Genomic DNA, 13,789 nt, shown 5'->3' with positions numbered 1-13,789 from the left:
CCCCTGCGCAGTTGGCTCCGTGGATCTTCAGCCACTCAATGCCGTCCTTGCCTACAGGCTCCGCAATGGAAGCCATCAGGAGGCCCTTGGTCAGGTCGTTGCCTTGTGGGTTGAACGAAGGAATGGCGTAAACACGGCCCCGCCAGTCGAGGTTGTATGGGAAGTAAATGGCCTCGTATTCGGAGAACTTTGTGGCCTGCTCTACGATGAACTCATAGGACAGACGGCGGCTCACTCGGGCCCGGTCCTTGCGGTACACAGTCGATGCGGCTTTCTTCCCGGCCTTAAGGACCTCGGGGTCTTCCTCAATGTCTGCGGGCTTGACCGGCAAGGCTTCCTTGTCAGCGGTGGGGAACTTGTCGATTGCCGTAAGTGATCGATTGCGTGATGCGCTTTAAGTGGGTGTTTTAAAACCACCTTCACCGCACCGCTTATAAAAACACATTAAATATGTGTTTGTAGCCTTTAAGAAACCGCTTGGAAGCGGTGTAGGCGCTCAATCTACCGAGGAAGCTCTATGCTGTCAACACATTAAATGTGTTTTTATTGATTAAAGAAACCTACCTCAGTAGATAGGGTTCTTCTTCAGGTAATCCGAAAGGGCCTGACGTACCTCGGGCTTGTTGACTTTCAGTGCCATAGCGAGGCAAAACCAGGAGCCGAAGGCAATACCTGTAAAGCTCTTCCCATCCTCTCTGTGGTAAGTCTCTTCAGCTACGACCTGACCGTTGGCCGTCCATTGGGTTGCACTTAGAACCACCACACCAGACTCCACAAGCTCATCAAGCCCCTTCTCCAAGGTCCTGGCGAAGTCTGAGTGAGTTCGCATACTTTGAATGCCTCCCTGAGCCTTCAGGAGCTTGAACAGCTGGTAGGTGTCTGTATAGAGCTTGGGTGTATTCATGTTTGCTACTCACCATTTGTTCTAATCGAAATTGCCCTGGCGCCGAGAGCGTAATTACACCACGGCCCACGCTCAATTGTTGGAGTGAACCATTCAATTTCGGAAAGGGCATTCGCCTGATGCCAATATGCTTGACGGCGTAGGTCCGCTACGATCTCTAAACCCGCTAACTTCTTGTCCTCATCTACCCGATAGCAGCGGACAGCTACCAGCTCTCTACCGTCGCGCCCACCCGGAAGGCCTTCCGCGTTGCTATAGATTCGAACCGCTGCACTTTCAGCCTGTAGCTGCTCGCCTTGGAATACCTTTCTGTCAACTGCCTGAGTAGCCACGGCGTAGACAAGCGTGGTAGCTGTGAGCCCACATCGCGCGGCGACACCAAACAACCGTCTGAACATTGCGAAGCTCCCTTTAGAAAGCCCCAAATGATACCGGTAGTCGCCGTGAGGATCGACCCTAAGCCGTGCGAACCTCGTTGAGTAACTCAGGGTGCCTATCGAGAACTCTAAGAAGCTTTATGAGCGCCAATGGTGGCTTGGTCTTGCCGTTCTCATAACGCGAGAACGCATTGACCCCTCCCCCGAATATCTCAGCGGCTTCCCGTTGGTCCAAGTCGAGTTTCTTCCGCACCTTCGTGATGTAGCCAGGGTCAACGAGGTCCGCATTGATTCTCTTGGAAAACGCGCGCATCTCCTTCATGACCCGATCTGATTCCGCAAGGTCTAAGACCGACTCAGAGCAAGACGGGCAGAACTCCCCCGTCACGTTCTTAATCACTGTGGTTTCGCCCTTGTACGTGTAGGGCACATCGCGGGTGTCATGTACCAAACCCGCAGCGCCGCAAACAGGACATTTCATGGTGTTCATAGCTCCTTGAAGGACACGATTAGCACGTCTTCGATAACCGTGAGTTTCAGGTATACATTCCCCGCCTTCGTGCGTGGCCTATACACGTCTTGCCATATCGTGTGGTCGGCGTAGGTGGTCATGCTCTTGTAAAAATCCATTGGTGAGAGGCCCATTACCACGGCCAGCATATCGGAAAGGTCAAGGTTAAGGGCATCGGCACCAACTCGTGCAGAGTTCGTTGTGCGCACCTTCCCGGATTCAATCAGGGCCTTGACGGTAGTTAGCTTGCAGTGGGGTGTCTTCTTCTCCATGACCGAATATTAACCTAATAGGTTTTTATTTGGCAAGTAGGTTAATTCCGACACCCTTTCCTCTTGCGTAGCAAAGACCCCCTCAATGACGTTCACAAGGGTCCCTATTGGTGTCACTGCACCGCCGTAGGTGTCATAGGTGATTGTCCCGCTTGCGTGTCCCAGGAGCGCCTGTGCGAAGGCTACAGGAACCCCTTTGACCTTGAATGAGGACGCCATGTGGTGCCGCAGGGAGTGGAGTGTCTGATGTGGTGATTTGTCGGGGAGAGCCTTACGGACCATTAAGCCCAGGCCTTTACGAGCCTGTACGTTATCCACGCCGTGATAGACCGGAAGAGGTGGTTTAGGACTGTCGAGAGCCGTTAAGAAGCCCTCAAGGTCGAACCCTAAGACACCATCAACCAGAGGCACCACACGAACGCTGTGCTTGTTCTTAACAGACTGACCTTCAGAGTCCTCACGGATGTTGATGCACATCACACCGTCCACCTCATGGATGTCTTTACGGGTCAGCTGGGTTACTTCACGTGATCGTGCCCCAGTGATCGCCAGTAGAACCATACACCAGCGTTCCCAGCTATCAGCAGGTAGAGAAGCCGCGTGAGTCACCAACGCTTGCACCTGGGCGCGCTCAAACGGAATACGCTCACTCTCAGCGCCCTTCTTGAGCTTGAGCTTTGAGGTGTAGGCCTTCGTGAGGTAATCATTATTCACGGCCCAATTCATCACAGAGGCAAAGTGCGTTAGCGTGTTGTTCACTGTCAGAGGCTTGCGAGTCTCTAAGAGTTCGTCACGCATCGCTATGAGGTCTTCGCGAGTGTGCTTTCTGAGGTCTGATAGGCCGGTGACTTCAAGCGCTTCCCCAACCTGGGCGTAGTTGGTCTTGTACCCATCCAACGTGGACTTCTTAACGTCGCCCTCTTTCTCTTTGAGGTACAGCGGCCACAAGTCATCCCAGTGGAGCGGCTCACGGGTTGCCCTAAGGGATTCAGCGGGGCCAGTCCCTACTAAACCTTCGAGGTCGTCCACAATGTCCACAAGGTCCCGTGAGTCGCCCTTAATGCGCTTAACGGCAGCAGCCAGAATCCTTTGGGCACCTACAGCCCCTCGGTGTTGATTAAGGGTGAAGGGCTGTTGAGCCGTGGCAATGCTCAGATTTACCTGTAGGTCCTCGTAGATCGACTCATAGGCCGATAGAGAGGCGTCTGTGTGGGCCACTGTCAGGGCGTTCTGTGCGACCTCTGAGAGCCGCGCCTTGATGTCTGCCCAGGATGCTTCGGGGCTATCGAGGTGGAACACTGCAAGGGCCGCAAGGATGTCTTTGGTCAACTCTGTCGCCTGTGGTCGTTCGGTGGTTCGCAAGGATACCGTAAAGAGTCCTTTGGTAGACCCAACGGTCCTCATCCGCAGGTAGTAGACACCCTCCCTCCTGTACAGATAAGGACGGGCAAGGACAGTTTGTAGCAGCGTTGTAGCAGGCTTGGCGCACACAGTAGGAATCTCCCAGTATCCATTGGGTTCCCTCAGTGCCCGAACCAACTTTCATAAAACTGTACCAGCGCCGTCGCAAGATCGGCCTGCAAGCCTTGTTCCAGACACCACGCCTGGGCGTTCTGACACACCTGCGGCCAGTGCTCCAGCAGCATTTTCCACGGCTGTGCCATATCGCCACCAACGTTCCAGGCTTGCCAAAGAGCAACCACGGCGGCCTTGGCGGCGGGCGACAAGGCCGCCGTGTACAGCTGCAGGAAGGCATCGAGCTTATCCAGGTGGATGTCTTCGTCCTGGCGATAGATGTGCCACAGCAACGGCCGCCCGGCCCATTGGGCGCGCACGAACGAGTCTTCGCCGCGCACGGCGTTGAAGTCGCAGCACCACAGCAGGCGGTCATATTGCTCCTGGCGCACGAACGGCAGCACCTGCACGGTCAAGGCGTCGCGCTGATGCACCGCTCCCGCCGCCAGCCCTTCTACACCGAGCCAGCGCTGCACATCGCCAAGGATGCGCCCTTCCGGCACCAACAGATGAGTGGCACGCCCGTCCGTCGCCAGCACGTCCAGCCAACTGGCGAGCCCGGCATTTTCGTAGGCGAACAACGACATCAAACGCGCACCCGCCGCCGGAAACACGCCCAGCGCTTGCAGGAATTGTTGCTGCGCAGCGCGATCCTGCTGAAAGGCCTGACGCTGCGCCAACAACCCGCGTTCGCGTAAAAGCCCACCTGTACCCGGGCGAAAGCCAGGAAAGAAGAAGTACTTCTGCACGCCCTTGAACTTCACCGACGGCAGGCGATGGCAACCCACTACCCAGTCTTCGGCGCTCAGATAATCCAGGTTCATCCACAACGGCGTGCGTTCGCACACGGCCATGGCTTCCATGTATTCGGGCGGCAATTGGCAGGCAAACGCGGCGATAACCACGTCAGCAGAGGGTGTATCGCGCCACTGCGCCGGCCAGTGACGCACTTCCACGCCCTCCTGCCACTGCTGGTCGCGCTGCACATCAACCTCGGGGCACATGCGCTCGAAGGCCCGCAGGTCATCGACCCACAAGCGCACTTCACACGCGTGCTCCACCACCAGTTGCCGGGCCAGGCGCCAGGTCACGCCAATGTCGCCGTAGTTGTCGACGACGCTGCAAAAAATATCCCAGCGGGCTTTCATTCCGGGCTCCAACGCTCAAAGGCTCGATTGTCCGCATAAATGCGCCGATGCAGAAGGCTTGATCGCGATTATTCTGCACAGTGGCTGTGCGACAATCGCCACCACGCCGTAAATGCCGCCAGGAGGCCATCATGTCTGATCATTCGTTGTCGCTGTTCAAGCTCAGTATTGCAGTGGCGTTCGGCCTTTGGCTGGGGTTTATCGCCATTGTGCTGACCACCTGGCTGGCGTCGCGCTATGTGTTCCCGCAAAGCCTGGCGCCGGTGGCTCAGGCCGTTCAGCAATTGGGCAAGCCCGCCACCGTTGTGGCGCCTGAACCGCCGAACCGCATGTTCGAGCAGTACCAGGAAAACCTGCGTAAGCAGGAACAGCAGCAAACCCTGGACCAGGCGCGCAACAACGCGCGCAACCTGGCCAACCCCAAATGCCAGTTCTGGCTGCAACAGGACCAGAACGCGCCCAATGAAAAGAGCAAGGCGAATGTCCTGCAATTCTGCGATTGATGCCCATGAATAAGCACGCTGTCCTCCAGTTGATCCTGGAAAAACTCACTGTCGATCTCGACATCGCTCAACGTGCCGCGCAGACCGCCTACGAGACCGCGACCCACGAAGAAAACATCGCCGAAAACAAGTACGACACGCTCGGGCTGGAGGCGTCCTACTTGGCGGCCGGGCAAGCCAAACGGGTCGAGGAAATCAAGCAGTCGCTGGCGCTGTGCCAGAACCTGCAGCTACGGGCTTACGATGAGCAACGCGGGATAGAAGTCGGCGCGCTGCTGGGCCTGGCAGACGAAAACGGTCGCCAGCAATGGCTGTTTCTGGCGCCGGACGCGGCAGGCTTGAAGGTCGATGTGGTTGGGCAACCGGTGACCGTCATCACCCCGCGCTCGCCCCTGGGCAAAAGCCTGTTGGGCAAGTTCGAAGGGGATGAGGTGGAGATTCTGGTGGCGGGCGCTCGGCAACACTTTACGGTTACCGAGGCCAGATAAACCACTCAGTGAACCGGCAGTTCTACGCCGTCGAATAACTCTTCCAGTTCCTGCTTGTTGTGGCACTGGATCGCCTTGGCCATGACTTCGCGGGTCAGGTGCGGCGCGAATTTCTCGATGAAGTCGCACATGAAGCCACGCAGGAACGTGCCACGGCGGAAGCCGATCTTGGTCACGCTGGACTCGAACAGTTCACTGGCGTCGAGCACGACCAGGTCCTTGTCGAGGGTGGTGTCGACCGCCATCTTGGCGACGATGCCCACGCCCAGGCCCAGGCGAACGTAAGTCTTGATCACGTCGGCGTCGGCAGCGGTGAACACCACTTTCGGTGTGAGGCCGCGATGGCTGAAGGCTTCGTCGAGCTTGGAACGGCCGGTAAACCCAAACACGTAAGTCACGATCGGGTATTCCGCCAAGGCTTCCAGGGTCAGTTTCGGCAGCTTGGCCAACGGGTGACCTTGTGGCACCACGACGCAACGGTTCCAGCGGTAGCACGGCATCATCACCAGGTCGCCGAACAGCTCGAGGGCTTCGGTGGCGATGGCGAAATCGACGGTGCCGTCAGCGGCCATCTCGGCGATCTGCATCGGCGAACCCTGGTGCATGTGCAGGGCGACGTCCGGGTACTGCTTGATGAAATCGCGGATCACCGGCGGCAGCGCATAACGCGCTTGGGTGTGGGTGGTGGCGATCGACAGGGTGCCTTTCTTCTCGTTGGAGAATTCCTGGGCGATCTGCTTGATGCTTTCGACTTTACGCAGGATCTCGCCGGCGGTGGTGATGATGCGCTCGCCAGCCGGGGTGACGCGGGTCAGGTGCTTGCCGCTGCGTGCGAACACTTCGACGCCCAGCTCGTCTTCGAGCAGGCGAATCTGCTTGCTGATACCGGGTTGCGAGGTGTAAAGGCTTTGAGCGGTAGCGGAAACGTTGAGGTCGTGGTGCGCCACTTCCCAGATGTAGCGCAGTTGTTGAAGCTTCATATGTATCCCTCAAAGCAGATAGACGCCACGGGTATCAGCGACGGTATATAACTATATTAAAGGTTAGACGGATAAATCTAGAACTTTTTTATCGTTTTTACCGCTCAGATGTCATCACTGCGTCGACGCTGTAACGACGGCACCAGGTAAACCGGCACCGTAGACAGCTGCAACACCCGTGCAGCGGTGCGTCCAAGCGGTGTGGCCGCTGCGGTTGCGTGGCTATGACTACCTACGATCAACAGGTCGACGGAAAGTTTGCGCAGTTGGTCGAGAATCACTTCGCTCGGGTCCCCCTGGATCACCCGCACCGAGCGAATCAATTCCAGGTCTTGCTCCCCTTCCCCCAACTCCTCGCGAAAACTGTCCAGCACCCGCTGCTCGATCGTCGCCATCACCGTGGTCAGCCCCTGGCTCTGCCATTCACTCAAGGCCTTCTCATCAAGGTAGCTCTGCAACACCGATTCGGCGAACAGCCCAATCGGCTCGACCACATGAATCACATACAAATCCGCCTTGAACGTTCGGGCCAGTGCCAGCGCATGTTGCATGACATAGGGCGCATACAGACCAAGATCCGTGGCGTACAGCATCGAACGAATCATAGAACCTCCTGGAGGGCCAGGATGGCGGGGATTGAATGAGCTTAGCAGCGCCTACGGGAGTTCGGCTTAGCTCTCAGTGTGGATTTTCAACTCATTACTGATGCCATGGGGCACATGCCCGGTGGCCACCACTTCCCTGGCTTTCTCGCAATGACCGGCCTGGTCATCGAAAAACACATCGGCGGCGAACGCCTCCAGAAACGCGGCCTTCTCCAGGCCGCCGAGGAACAGCGATTCGTCGAGGCGGATGTCCCATTCGCGCAACGTGCGAATCACCCGCTCATGGGACGGTGCCGAGCGCGCGGTGACCAGCGCGGTGCGGATCGGGCAAGCCTCGTCGGCAAACTCACGCTGCAACAGGTTGAGGGCCGCCAGGAACCCCTTGAACGGACCACCGTGCAAAGGCTCGCGCGCCGACTCGCGCTCGCTGGCCTGGAACGCCGCCAGGCCGCCCGCCTGATAGACACGCTCAGACTCATCGGAAAACAGCACTGCGTCGCCGTCGAAGGCAATCCGCAGTTCTTCACTCGAGGCCCGACGCGGGCCGCCCGAGAGAATGGTCGCCGCCGCAAACCCGGCATCCAACGCACTGCGCACATCTTCGGCATGGGTCGACAAAAACAGGTGGCAACCAAAGGCGGCCAGATAAGGATAAGGGCTGCGCCCGCCGACAAACGCGGCGCGGGAAATGTCCAGGCCGTAATGCTGGATCGAGTTGAACACGCGCAAGCCGGTGTCGGCACTGTTGCGCGACACCAGCACCACCTCGACCCGGGCGCGGCCCAGGCTGGCGTTGAGGCTCAGGAGTTTCTTGACCAGCGGGAAGGCATCGCCGGGCTCGAGAATTTCCTCCTCATGTTCGATCTGGTATTGGCGGTAAGTCTCCACACCTTCGGCCAGGTATATCTTGTGGCTCTCGCTCAAGTCGAACAGTGCCCGCGACGAAATCGCCAGTACCAGCTTGTCGCCCAATCCCTTTGCCATGGTGTTTCCCCCGAATCAACGGTTGTGCCGATCAATAAAACTCAAGGCCTGATACAGCGCCTGCATACGTGGCAATTCGCACCCCGCCGCTTTCGCAGCGGCCAATGGCCGGGCGTAGATCGCCGCCAGTTCCAAGGGGCGTTTGTGCACATGGTCGTGGTACATGCTGGGCAGGTAGTCGTCCATGGTTTCGGTCATGGCGAACATCTGCTCGGCGTAACTGGCGGGTATTTCATGCCCGCAGGCACGCGCACCTTTGACCACTTCGGCCATTAATGCCTGGATCAGCTCGCGGCTGGATTCATCGGCCATCATCGCGGTGGTGCCGGTGCCCAGCAGCACGGAGAGGCCGTTGTACGGCACATTCCACACCAACTTGTGCCAGCGCGCCTGGTGCACATTGGCCATGGCTTGGGACTCGATACCAGCCTTGTGAAACAGCGCGGCGCCCTCTTCGACAATCGCCTTCTGACGCGTCTCATCGTTGGCCGCCGTGCCACTGTGATAGCCCAGATTCACCCGGCCCAAGGCCTGGTGCTCGACGACGCCCGGCCCGGAGCGGTGCACGCCGATATAGCACAGGCCGCCCAGCAGGTGCAGCGACGGCGGCAGGTGTTCGCGCAGGCTGTCTTCGACATCGAGGCCGTTTTGCAGCAGCACCACCTTGGCATCCGGCGCGGCAACCTGGGCGATGGTGGGCGCGAGGTCCACATTGCCGGTGGATTTGGTGCCTACCAGCAGCCAATCGCACGCTGGCATGTCCGCAGCGCGGGCATAGGCTTGCACCGGGTGCAGGTGCAACTTGCCATGCAGCGTGCTGTTGAGGTGCAGGCCGTGCTCGCTGACTGCCGCGTATTCGCTGCGCAACAGAAAGTGCACATCGAACCCGGCACGCGCCAGCATCACGCCGTAAAAACCACCGATAGCGCCGGTGCCAATAATGCCGATGCGGGGCGACTGTGCTGTCATGGCAGTTCCTCTGGAGTACGGGTAAGGGCTTGATTAATCGCTTCGGTAAGGTCGGTATGGGTAAGACGTGTCTGTAATTGCCCAAGAAATTGACCCTCGCACACGAGGAACAACGCGGGCAAATGAAAGATCTGGTAGCGCTCGACCGCACCGCCGTTGTGCCCGGCATCGACCCAGCACACGCGGTCCAGCGGCAAGCGCCAACCCGGCAACTGCTGACGTGCCCAGCGGCAACTGGAACAGCCGACACTGGTAAACACTACAAGAGAAATACCTGGCAATCCCAGCAACTGCTGGTCAATATCCAGGTCGGTCAATTCCAGTTCCTTCACTATACTGCTGCTGCTGCCGTCAATTGGACGGTGCTCGGAGTCCGTGTACATGGGTCGTTTTTTACCTCACCCTGATGATGTCGCTGTCGAGTTAATCCAACGTCCCGCTCCTGCCATTGCCCGCCAACGCCTGCACACTATCGGCCTGGGCGGCGTCGCCTGCAATTGCCCGCGTGCCTGGCGCCAGGGTACGGCGGTTGATCTGCGTATCCCTTCCTTGGGCCCCAGCGCCCGTTATCAGGGCTATGTAGCCTGGTGCCGCAAGGTCGAAAAGGGCTATCGCGTCGGTATCTCTTTTACCGATGAGCACGCCTTGTTCGGTGCGCGAATGGGTGAACAAGTGTGCCAGATCGAACGCTACTGCCGCCTGCACGAACACACCGAGCCGTCGCCTGCAGAACTCGAAGCCATGGCCCGCGAGTGGGTCTCGCGCCATGCGGGTGAGTTCTCCCATGCGGCGGTTGTGGCGCCAGCGCTGGATTAAACCCGGCTTTGCCCATTGTCGCGGGCCCGTGTTACGCGCTAAGGTTCCTGCCCCTGCCCCTGCATTCAAATCATGCTGTGCTCCGCCGCACGGGGATGGCTGGCGGCCGGCACCCGTGACCCTGACGAGTAACACGATGGCTGATTTACCGATCAATGACCTAAACGTCGAATCCAACGAGACGCTGATCACACCCGATCAGCTCAAGCGCGAAATCCCCCTGAGTGACGCTGCCCTGCAGACCGTGACCAAGGGCCGCGAAGTCATCCGTGACATTCTCGACGGCACTGACCACCGCCTCTTTGTAGTGATCGGGCCTTGCTCGATCCACGACCTCAAGGCCGCCCACGAATACGCTGAGCGCCTCAAAGTGCTGGCGGCTGAAGTGTCCGACACCTTGTACCTGGTGATGCGCGTCTATTTCGAGAAGCCGCGTACCACCGTCGGCTGGAAAGGTTTGATCAACGACCCGTACCTGGACGACTCGTTCAAGATCCAGGACGGCTTGCACATCGGTCGTCAGTTGCTGCTGGACCTGGCCGAAATGGGCTTGCCCACCGCCACCGAAGCACTCGACCCGATCTCGCCGCAGTACCTGCAGGACCTGATCAGCTGGTCGGCCATCGGCGCGCGCACCACCGAATCCCAGACCCACCGTGAAATGGCGTCCGGCCTGTCTTCGGCCGTGGGCTTCAAGAACGGCACCGACGGCGGCCTGACGGTTGCGATCAACGCGCTGCAATCAGTGTCCAGCCCGCACCGTTTCCTGGGTATCAACCAGGAAGGTGGCGTGTCCATCGTCACCACCAAAGGCAACGCCTATGGCCACGTGGTATTGCGCGGCGGCAACGGCAAGCCCAACTATGATTCGGTCAGCGTTGCGCTCTGCGAGCAGGCATTGAGCAAGGCCAAGATCAAGCCGAACATCATGGTCGACTGCAGCCACGCCAACTCCAACAAGGACCCGGCCCTGCAGCCGCTGGTGATGGAAAACGTCGCCAACCAGATCCTCGAAGGCAACCAGTCGATTATCGGCTTGATGGTCGAGAGCCATCTGAACTGGGGCTGCCAGGCGACTCCAAAAGACCTGGCCGACTTGCAGTACGGCGTGTCGATCACCGATGCCTGCATCGACTGGTCCGCCACCGAGACCACCCTGCGCAGCATGCACGCCAAGCTCAAGGACGTATTGCCCAAACGCAAACGCACTTGAATCACTGCTCCTGTATTTGAATCGAGCGCACACAAAAACGCCGGGCTTAGCCCGGCGTTTTTCATGCAGCGGTTGATCGCTCCCCCGCTCTGCGTGGGTATGCAGCCTGGGACGCTCCGCGTCCCGCCTTACTCAATATTCAGAGCTTCGCGGCATGGCGCTGATGGCGCTCCATGTAGCGTTCGACATAGGAGCAGGACGGGATCACCGTGTAGCCAGCCTCTTCGGCGAACTTCAACGCTTCCTCGGTTAATGCCGCCGCAATACCACGGCCCCGCAGAGCGTTGGGCACGAAAGTGCGATAGATATCCAGGGTTTGCTTCCCGAGGTCCATATAGGTCAGATAGGCACGATGACCGTCCACATTGGTCTCGAACTGATGACCAGCCTGGTCATGGTGGATGGACAACGCCTCGCTCATCACTACTCCTCGCGGGTCTTGGATTTCGACCCCTACCTTACCGATGTTTTTCCGGCGAAGGAACATCTACGCCACCCCGTGCCGGTTTCGACAACGAGAAAACCTAAGCGCTCACAACCAGCACGTAGGGAATAGTAGGCACCAATCCTGAAATTGCTCAAGGCGCACTCGTCATCCCCTACCGCTGGCGGTTACAGAAAGGGCTCCGATCAATCAGAGATCGATAGCCTGAACATTGCCGGCAGTTGAAGCTTGAGACGAACTGGCGCTCTTAAAGTCACCTCTACATGCGCAAAAGATGCCGGGGGCGGTAAAGGCCAACTGAAAATAAGTGTCAACGTGGATATATAAATCTTTACCTGTTTAGCCGCACTGACACATGCGGGCCGGACCTTTCAGCTTGGACCCAGCTCCCGTCAGAATGAAAAAATCTGGATGGTTTTTATACAAACCGCCAAAAGATTAGCCAAAATAGAATCGGCACAAGAATTTTTTTTGCTTCTTGCGCTACGTCAGTTTACTTACTACAAGTAATGAGTAGTATGTACGCCGGCTATCAGCTCACTCTGAGAAAGTAGCCATTTAATAGAAAGTCCTTGAAGGGGAACACGATGAACAACGTTCTGAAATTCTCTGCTCTGGCTCTGGCCGCAGTTCTGGCTACCGGTTGCAGCAGCGTCTCCAAAGAAACCGAAGCTCGTCTGACTGCAACTGAAGACGCAGCAGCTCGCTCCCAGGCTCGTGCAGACGAAGCCTACCGTAAAGCTGATGAAGCTCTGGCTGCTGCTCAAAAAGCACAACAGACTGCTGACGAAGCTAACGAGCGCGCTCTGCGCATGCTTGAAAAAGCAAGCCGCAAGTAATAATCCCTCGGGGTTGTTATCAAGCCGACCCATTCTTGGGTCGGCTTTTTTATTGCCTGGATTTTGCCCTTTCCCCTGTAGGAGCGGGCTTGCCCGCGAAAGTCGTGAACGATGACACGGCCTGCAGGTTGAACGCAGCGCCGTCGAATCGCAGGCAATAAAAAACCCGCCCCGGCGCAAGTCCGGGACGGGTTATAGACCCTGCAGGCTTACTGCTGCAGGTCGACCGGCGTGCTGGACACCACTGGCGTGTTGGCACCGGGTACACCAATCTCCGTGGGCAGACCATCTTCGGCCGCCACCACGTCACGCACCTGATCCCAGTTGACCCGCAGGCTGTTGGCCAGGTCTTCGCGCTTGAGCAAGGCATTGATGACCGCGGTGTGCTTGTCGACCACAGAAGGCGTGCCATCATCGTTCAGCGGCGTATGCGCTTCGAGGTAGACCTTGCCGCCACTGCTGCCGAACTTGTAGGCATCGTTGATGATGCGCACCGACGTACCGACCGGCACCATGCCGGCCATTTCCAGCACATTGTTGTTAAACATGCGGAAGCAGCCGTGGCTTGTACGCGTACCGATACCAAATTTCATGTTGGAACCGTGGATCAAGTAGCCCGGCGTGCCCAAGGTGAACTTGAACGGCCCCAGCGGGTTGTCCGGCCCGGCCGGCACCACGTTAGGCAGCGGGTCACCATTGGCGGCGTGCTCGGCCTTGATTGACGCAGGCGGCGTCCAGGTGGGGTTTGGCGTCTTCGCGATAATGCTGGTGTGGGCAATCGGCGAACCCCAGCCTTCTCGGCCAATGCCCAACGGGAACGTGTACACCACGTTCTGACCCTTGGGATAGTAGTAGAGCCGGTATTCCGCCAGGTTGATCACGATGCCTTCGCGAGGGCCAGGCGGCAGGATAAACCGCGTGGGCAGCACAATCTCGGTGCCTGCACCGGGCAGCCAGGCATCAACACCCGGGTTGGCCGCGACCATTTCCGAATAGCCCAGGTCATAGGTAGTGCCCAGGTCTGCAAAGGTATCTTCATACTTGGCCTTGATCACCTGGACCTGACCGACGATGTCTTCACCCGGCGGCGGCAGGGGCAACTGCAAGGCTGACGCCGAACCGGCTGCACACAGGGCAGCGAGAGACAGGCAGCAAGTAACGACGGAGAGGCGCGACAACATCCGGTAAATCCTTCGCAGAACGACGGGTAGGTTAAAAGC

Annotated in this window: 18 protein-coding genes; 5 read left to right on the top strand and 13 right to left on the bottom strand. The window is 58.2% G+C overall.

Going from position 1 to position 13,789, the window contains the following annotated elements; genetic code table 11:
• The 6 genes from ACI77I_RS27755 to earP all read right to left on the bottom strand — a co-directional run.
• The coding region (locus ACI77I_RS27755) for a hypothetical protein (protein ID WP_406999365.1) at positions 1–235 on the bottom strand (235 nt) is incomplete at its 3' end.
• Positions 236–565: 330 nt separating this feature from the next.
• Positions 566–904: a hypothetical protein gene (locus ACI77I_RS27750; RefSeq protein WP_406999363.1), complete on the bottom strand. Its 339-nt coding sequence runs from the start codon at positions 902–904 to the stop codon at positions 566–568.
• A 456-nt stretch (positions 905–1,360) separates the two neighbouring features.
• Positions 1,361–1,762, bottom strand: coding sequence for a type II toxin-antitoxin system MqsA family antitoxin (locus tag ACI77I_RS27745; protein ID WP_048729234.1), 402 nt, complete (start codon positions 1,760–1,762; stop codon positions 1,361–1,363).
• Positions 1,763–1,767: 5 nt separating this feature from the next.
• Positions 1,768–2,064, bottom strand: coding sequence for a type II toxin-antitoxin system MqsR family toxin (locus ACI77I_RS27740; RefSeq protein WP_048729218.1), 297 nt, complete (start codon positions 2,062–2,064; stop codon positions 1,768–1,770).
• Between the two features lie 9 nt (positions 2,065–2,073).
• Positions 2,074–3,393, bottom strand: coding sequence for an integrase (locus tag ACI77I_RS27735; protein ID WP_161799312.1), 1,320 nt, complete (start codon positions 3,391–3,393; stop codon positions 2,074–2,076).
• A gap of 194 nt (positions 3,394–3,587) precedes the next feature.
• Complete coding sequence (gene earP / locus ACI77I_RS27730; RefSeq protein WP_406999360.1) at positions 3,588–4,727, bottom strand: elongation factor P maturation arginine rhamnosyltransferase EarP; 1,140 nt, start codon at positions 4,725–4,727, stop codon at positions 3,588–3,590.
• A 131-nt stretch (positions 4,728–4,858) separates the two neighbouring features.
• Here earP and ACI77I_RS27725 point away from each other — a divergent pair, with 131 nt between their 5' ends.
• Together ACI77I_RS27725 and ACI77I_RS27720 are read left to right on the top strand one after the other, a co-directional pair.
• Positions 4,859–5,230 (top strand): hypothetical protein, encoded by a 372-nt coding sequence (locus ACI77I_RS27725; protein WP_406999358.1) that lies wholly within the window; start codon positions 4,859–4,861, stop codon positions 5,228–5,230.
• A gap of 5 nt (positions 5,231–5,235) precedes the next feature.
• Entirely contained in the window at positions 5,236–5,718 is a 483-nt protein-coding gene (locus ACI77I_RS27720) for a GreA/GreB family elongation factor (protein ID WP_242155128.1), read from the top strand.
• 5 nt (positions 5,719–5,723) lie between these two features.
• On the opposite strand, the gene cysB is transcribed toward ACI77I_RS27720, so the two are convergent.
• The 5 genes from cysB to ACI77I_RS27695 form a co-directional block, all read right to left on the bottom strand.
• Positions 5,724–6,698: an HTH-type transcriptional regulator CysB gene (gene cysB / locus ACI77I_RS27715; protein ID WP_094952444.1), complete on the bottom strand. Its 975-nt coding sequence runs from the start codon at positions 6,696–6,698 to the stop codon at positions 5,724–5,726.
• 104 nt (positions 6,699–6,802) lie between these two features.
• Positions 6,803–7,303, bottom strand: coding sequence for a universal stress protein (locus tag ACI77I_RS27710; RefSeq protein ID WP_263274764.1), 501 nt, complete (start codon positions 7,301–7,303; stop codon positions 6,803–6,805).
• Positions 7,304–7,369: 66 nt separating this feature from the next.
• Positions 7,370–8,287 (bottom strand): 5'-nucleotidase, encoded by a 918-nt coding sequence (locus ACI77I_RS27705; RefSeq protein ID WP_094952446.1) that lies wholly within the window; start codon positions 8,285–8,287, stop codon positions 7,370–7,372.
• A gap of 15 nt (positions 8,288–8,302) precedes the next feature.
• Positions 8,303–9,256 carry a putative 2-dehydropantoate 2-reductase gene (locus ACI77I_RS27700; protein ID WP_094952447.1) on the bottom strand — a complete coding sequence of 318 codons (954 nt, stop codon included), beginning with the start codon at positions 9,254–9,256 and terminating at the stop codon, positions 8,303–8,305.
• Positions 9,253–9,639, bottom strand: a complete 387-nt coding sequence (locus ACI77I_RS27695; protein WP_094952448.1) for a thioredoxin — start codon at positions 9,637–9,639, stop codon at positions 9,253–9,255. Before ACI77I_RS27695 ends, ACI77I_RS27700 begins: the two co-directional genes overlap by 4 nt.
• Between ACI77I_RS27695 and ACI77I_RS27690 the strand changes: the two genes are divergently transcribed.
• Together ACI77I_RS27690 and ACI77I_RS27685 are read left to right on the top strand one after the other, a co-directional pair.
• Entirely contained in the window at positions 9,638–10,072 is a 435-nt protein-coding gene (locus tag ACI77I_RS27690; RefSeq protein ID WP_406999356.1) for a PilZ domain-containing protein, read from the top strand. The two genes, ACI77I_RS27695 and ACI77I_RS27690, sit on opposite strands and share 2 nt — an antisense overlap.
• 136 nt (positions 10,073–10,208) lie before the next feature.
• On the top strand, positions 10,209–11,285 hold the full coding sequence (locus ACI77I_RS27685) for a 3-deoxy-7-phosphoheptulonate synthase (RefSeq protein WP_406999354.1): 1,077 nt from the start codon (positions 10,209–10,211) through the stop codon (positions 11,283–11,285).
• 139 nt (positions 11,286–11,424) lie between these two features.
• Here ACI77I_RS27685 and ACI77I_RS27680 read toward each other — a convergent pair whose 3' ends face one another.
• A complete protein-coding gene (locus tag ACI77I_RS27680; protein WP_003189869.1) occupies positions 11,425–11,706 on the bottom strand; it encodes a GNAT family N-acetyltransferase in 282 nt (93 codons plus the stop codon).
• 611 nt (positions 11,707–12,317) lie between these two features.
• On the opposite strand from ACI77I_RS27680, the gene oprI reads away from it, so the two are divergent.
• Positions 12,318–12,569 (top strand): outer membrane lipoprotei OprI, encoded by a 252-nt coding sequence (gene oprI, locus ACI77I_RS27675; RefSeq protein WP_003172710.1) that lies wholly within the window; start codon positions 12,318–12,320, stop codon positions 12,567–12,569.
• Positions 12,570–12,778: 209 nt separating this feature from the next.
• Here the strand turns inward: oprI and ACI77I_RS27670 are convergent, their stop codons facing one another.
• Positions 12,779–13,750, bottom strand: coding sequence for a L,D-transpeptidase family protein (locus ACI77I_RS27670; protein ID WP_242155119.1), 972 nt, complete (start codon positions 13,748–13,750; stop codon positions 12,779–12,781).
• Positions 13,751–13,789 lie beyond the last annotated feature (39 nt).

It is taken from the genome of Pseudomonas sp. D47 (genome assembly GCF_045447305.1).
Classification (GTDB): domain Bacteria; phylum Pseudomonadota; class Gammaproteobacteria; order Pseudomonadales; family Pseudomonadaceae; genus Aquipseudomonas.
Note: the sequence above shows the minus strand (reverse complement) of the source record. Positions and strands in the feature narration are given on the sequence as shown.

Excerpts from the sequence above, each read along its gene's own strand:
- earP (WP_406999360.1), bottom strand. The coding sequence starts at position 4,727 with ATGAAAGCCCGCTGGGATATTTTTTGCAGCGTCGTCGACAACTACGGC.
- oprI (WP_003172710.1), top strand. The coding sequence starts at position 12,318 with ATGAACAACGTTCTGAAATTCTCTGCTCTGGCTCTGGCCGCAGTTCTG.
- ACI77I_RS27720 (WP_242155128.1), top strand. The coding sequence starts at position 5,236 with ATGAATAAGCACGCTGTCCTCCAGTTGATCCTGGAAAAACTCACTGTC.
- ACI77I_RS27700 (WP_094952447.1), bottom strand. The coding sequence starts at position 9,256 with ATGACAGCACAGTCGCCCCGCATCGGCATTATTGGCACCGGCGCTATC.
- cysB (WP_094952444.1), bottom strand. The coding sequence starts at position 6,698 with ATGAAGCTTCAACAACTGCGCTACATCTGGGAAGTGGCGCACCACGAC.
- ACI77I_RS27670 (WP_242155119.1), bottom strand. The coding sequence starts at position 13,750 with ATGTTGTCGCGCCTCTCCGTCGTTACTTGCTGCCTGTCTCTCGCTGCC.
- ACI77I_RS27690 (WP_406999356.1), top strand. The coding sequence starts at position 9,638 with ATGGGTCGTTTTTTACCTCACCCTGATGATGTCGCTGTCGAGTTAATC.
- ACI77I_RS27745 (WP_048729234.1), bottom strand. The coding sequence starts at position 1,762 with ATGAAATGTCCTGTTTGCGGCGCTGCGGGTTTGGTACATGACACCCGC.
- ACI77I_RS27725 (WP_406999358.1), top strand. The coding sequence starts at position 4,859 with ATGTCTGATCATTCGTTGTCGCTGTTCAAGCTCAGTATTGCAGTGGCG.
- ACI77I_RS27740 (WP_048729218.1), bottom strand. The coding sequence starts at position 2,064 with ATGGAGAAGAAGACACCCCACTGCAAGCTAACTACCGTCAAGGCCCTG.
- ACI77I_RS27680 (WP_003189869.1), bottom strand. The coding sequence starts at position 11,706 with ATGAGCGAGGCGTTGTCCATCCACCATGACCAGGCTGGTCATCAGTTC.
- ACI77I_RS27750 (WP_406999363.1), bottom strand. The coding sequence starts at position 904 with ATGAATACACCCAAGCTCTATACAGACACCTACCAGCTGTTCAAGCTC.
- ACI77I_RS27710 (WP_263274764.1), bottom strand. The coding sequence starts at position 7,303 with ATGATTCGTTCGATGCTGTACGCCACGGATCTTGGTCTGTATGCGCCC.
- ACI77I_RS27705 (WP_094952446.1), bottom strand. The coding sequence starts at position 8,287 with ATGGCAAAGGGATTGGGCGACAAGCTGGTACTGGCGATTTCGTCGCGG.
- ACI77I_RS27685 (WP_406999354.1), top strand. The coding sequence starts at position 10,209 with ATGGCTGATTTACCGATCAATGACCTAAACGTCGAATCCAACGAGACG.
- ACI77I_RS27695 (WP_094952448.1), bottom strand. The coding sequence starts at position 9,639 with ATGTACACGGACTCCGAGCACCGTCCAATTGACGGCAGCAGCAGCAGT.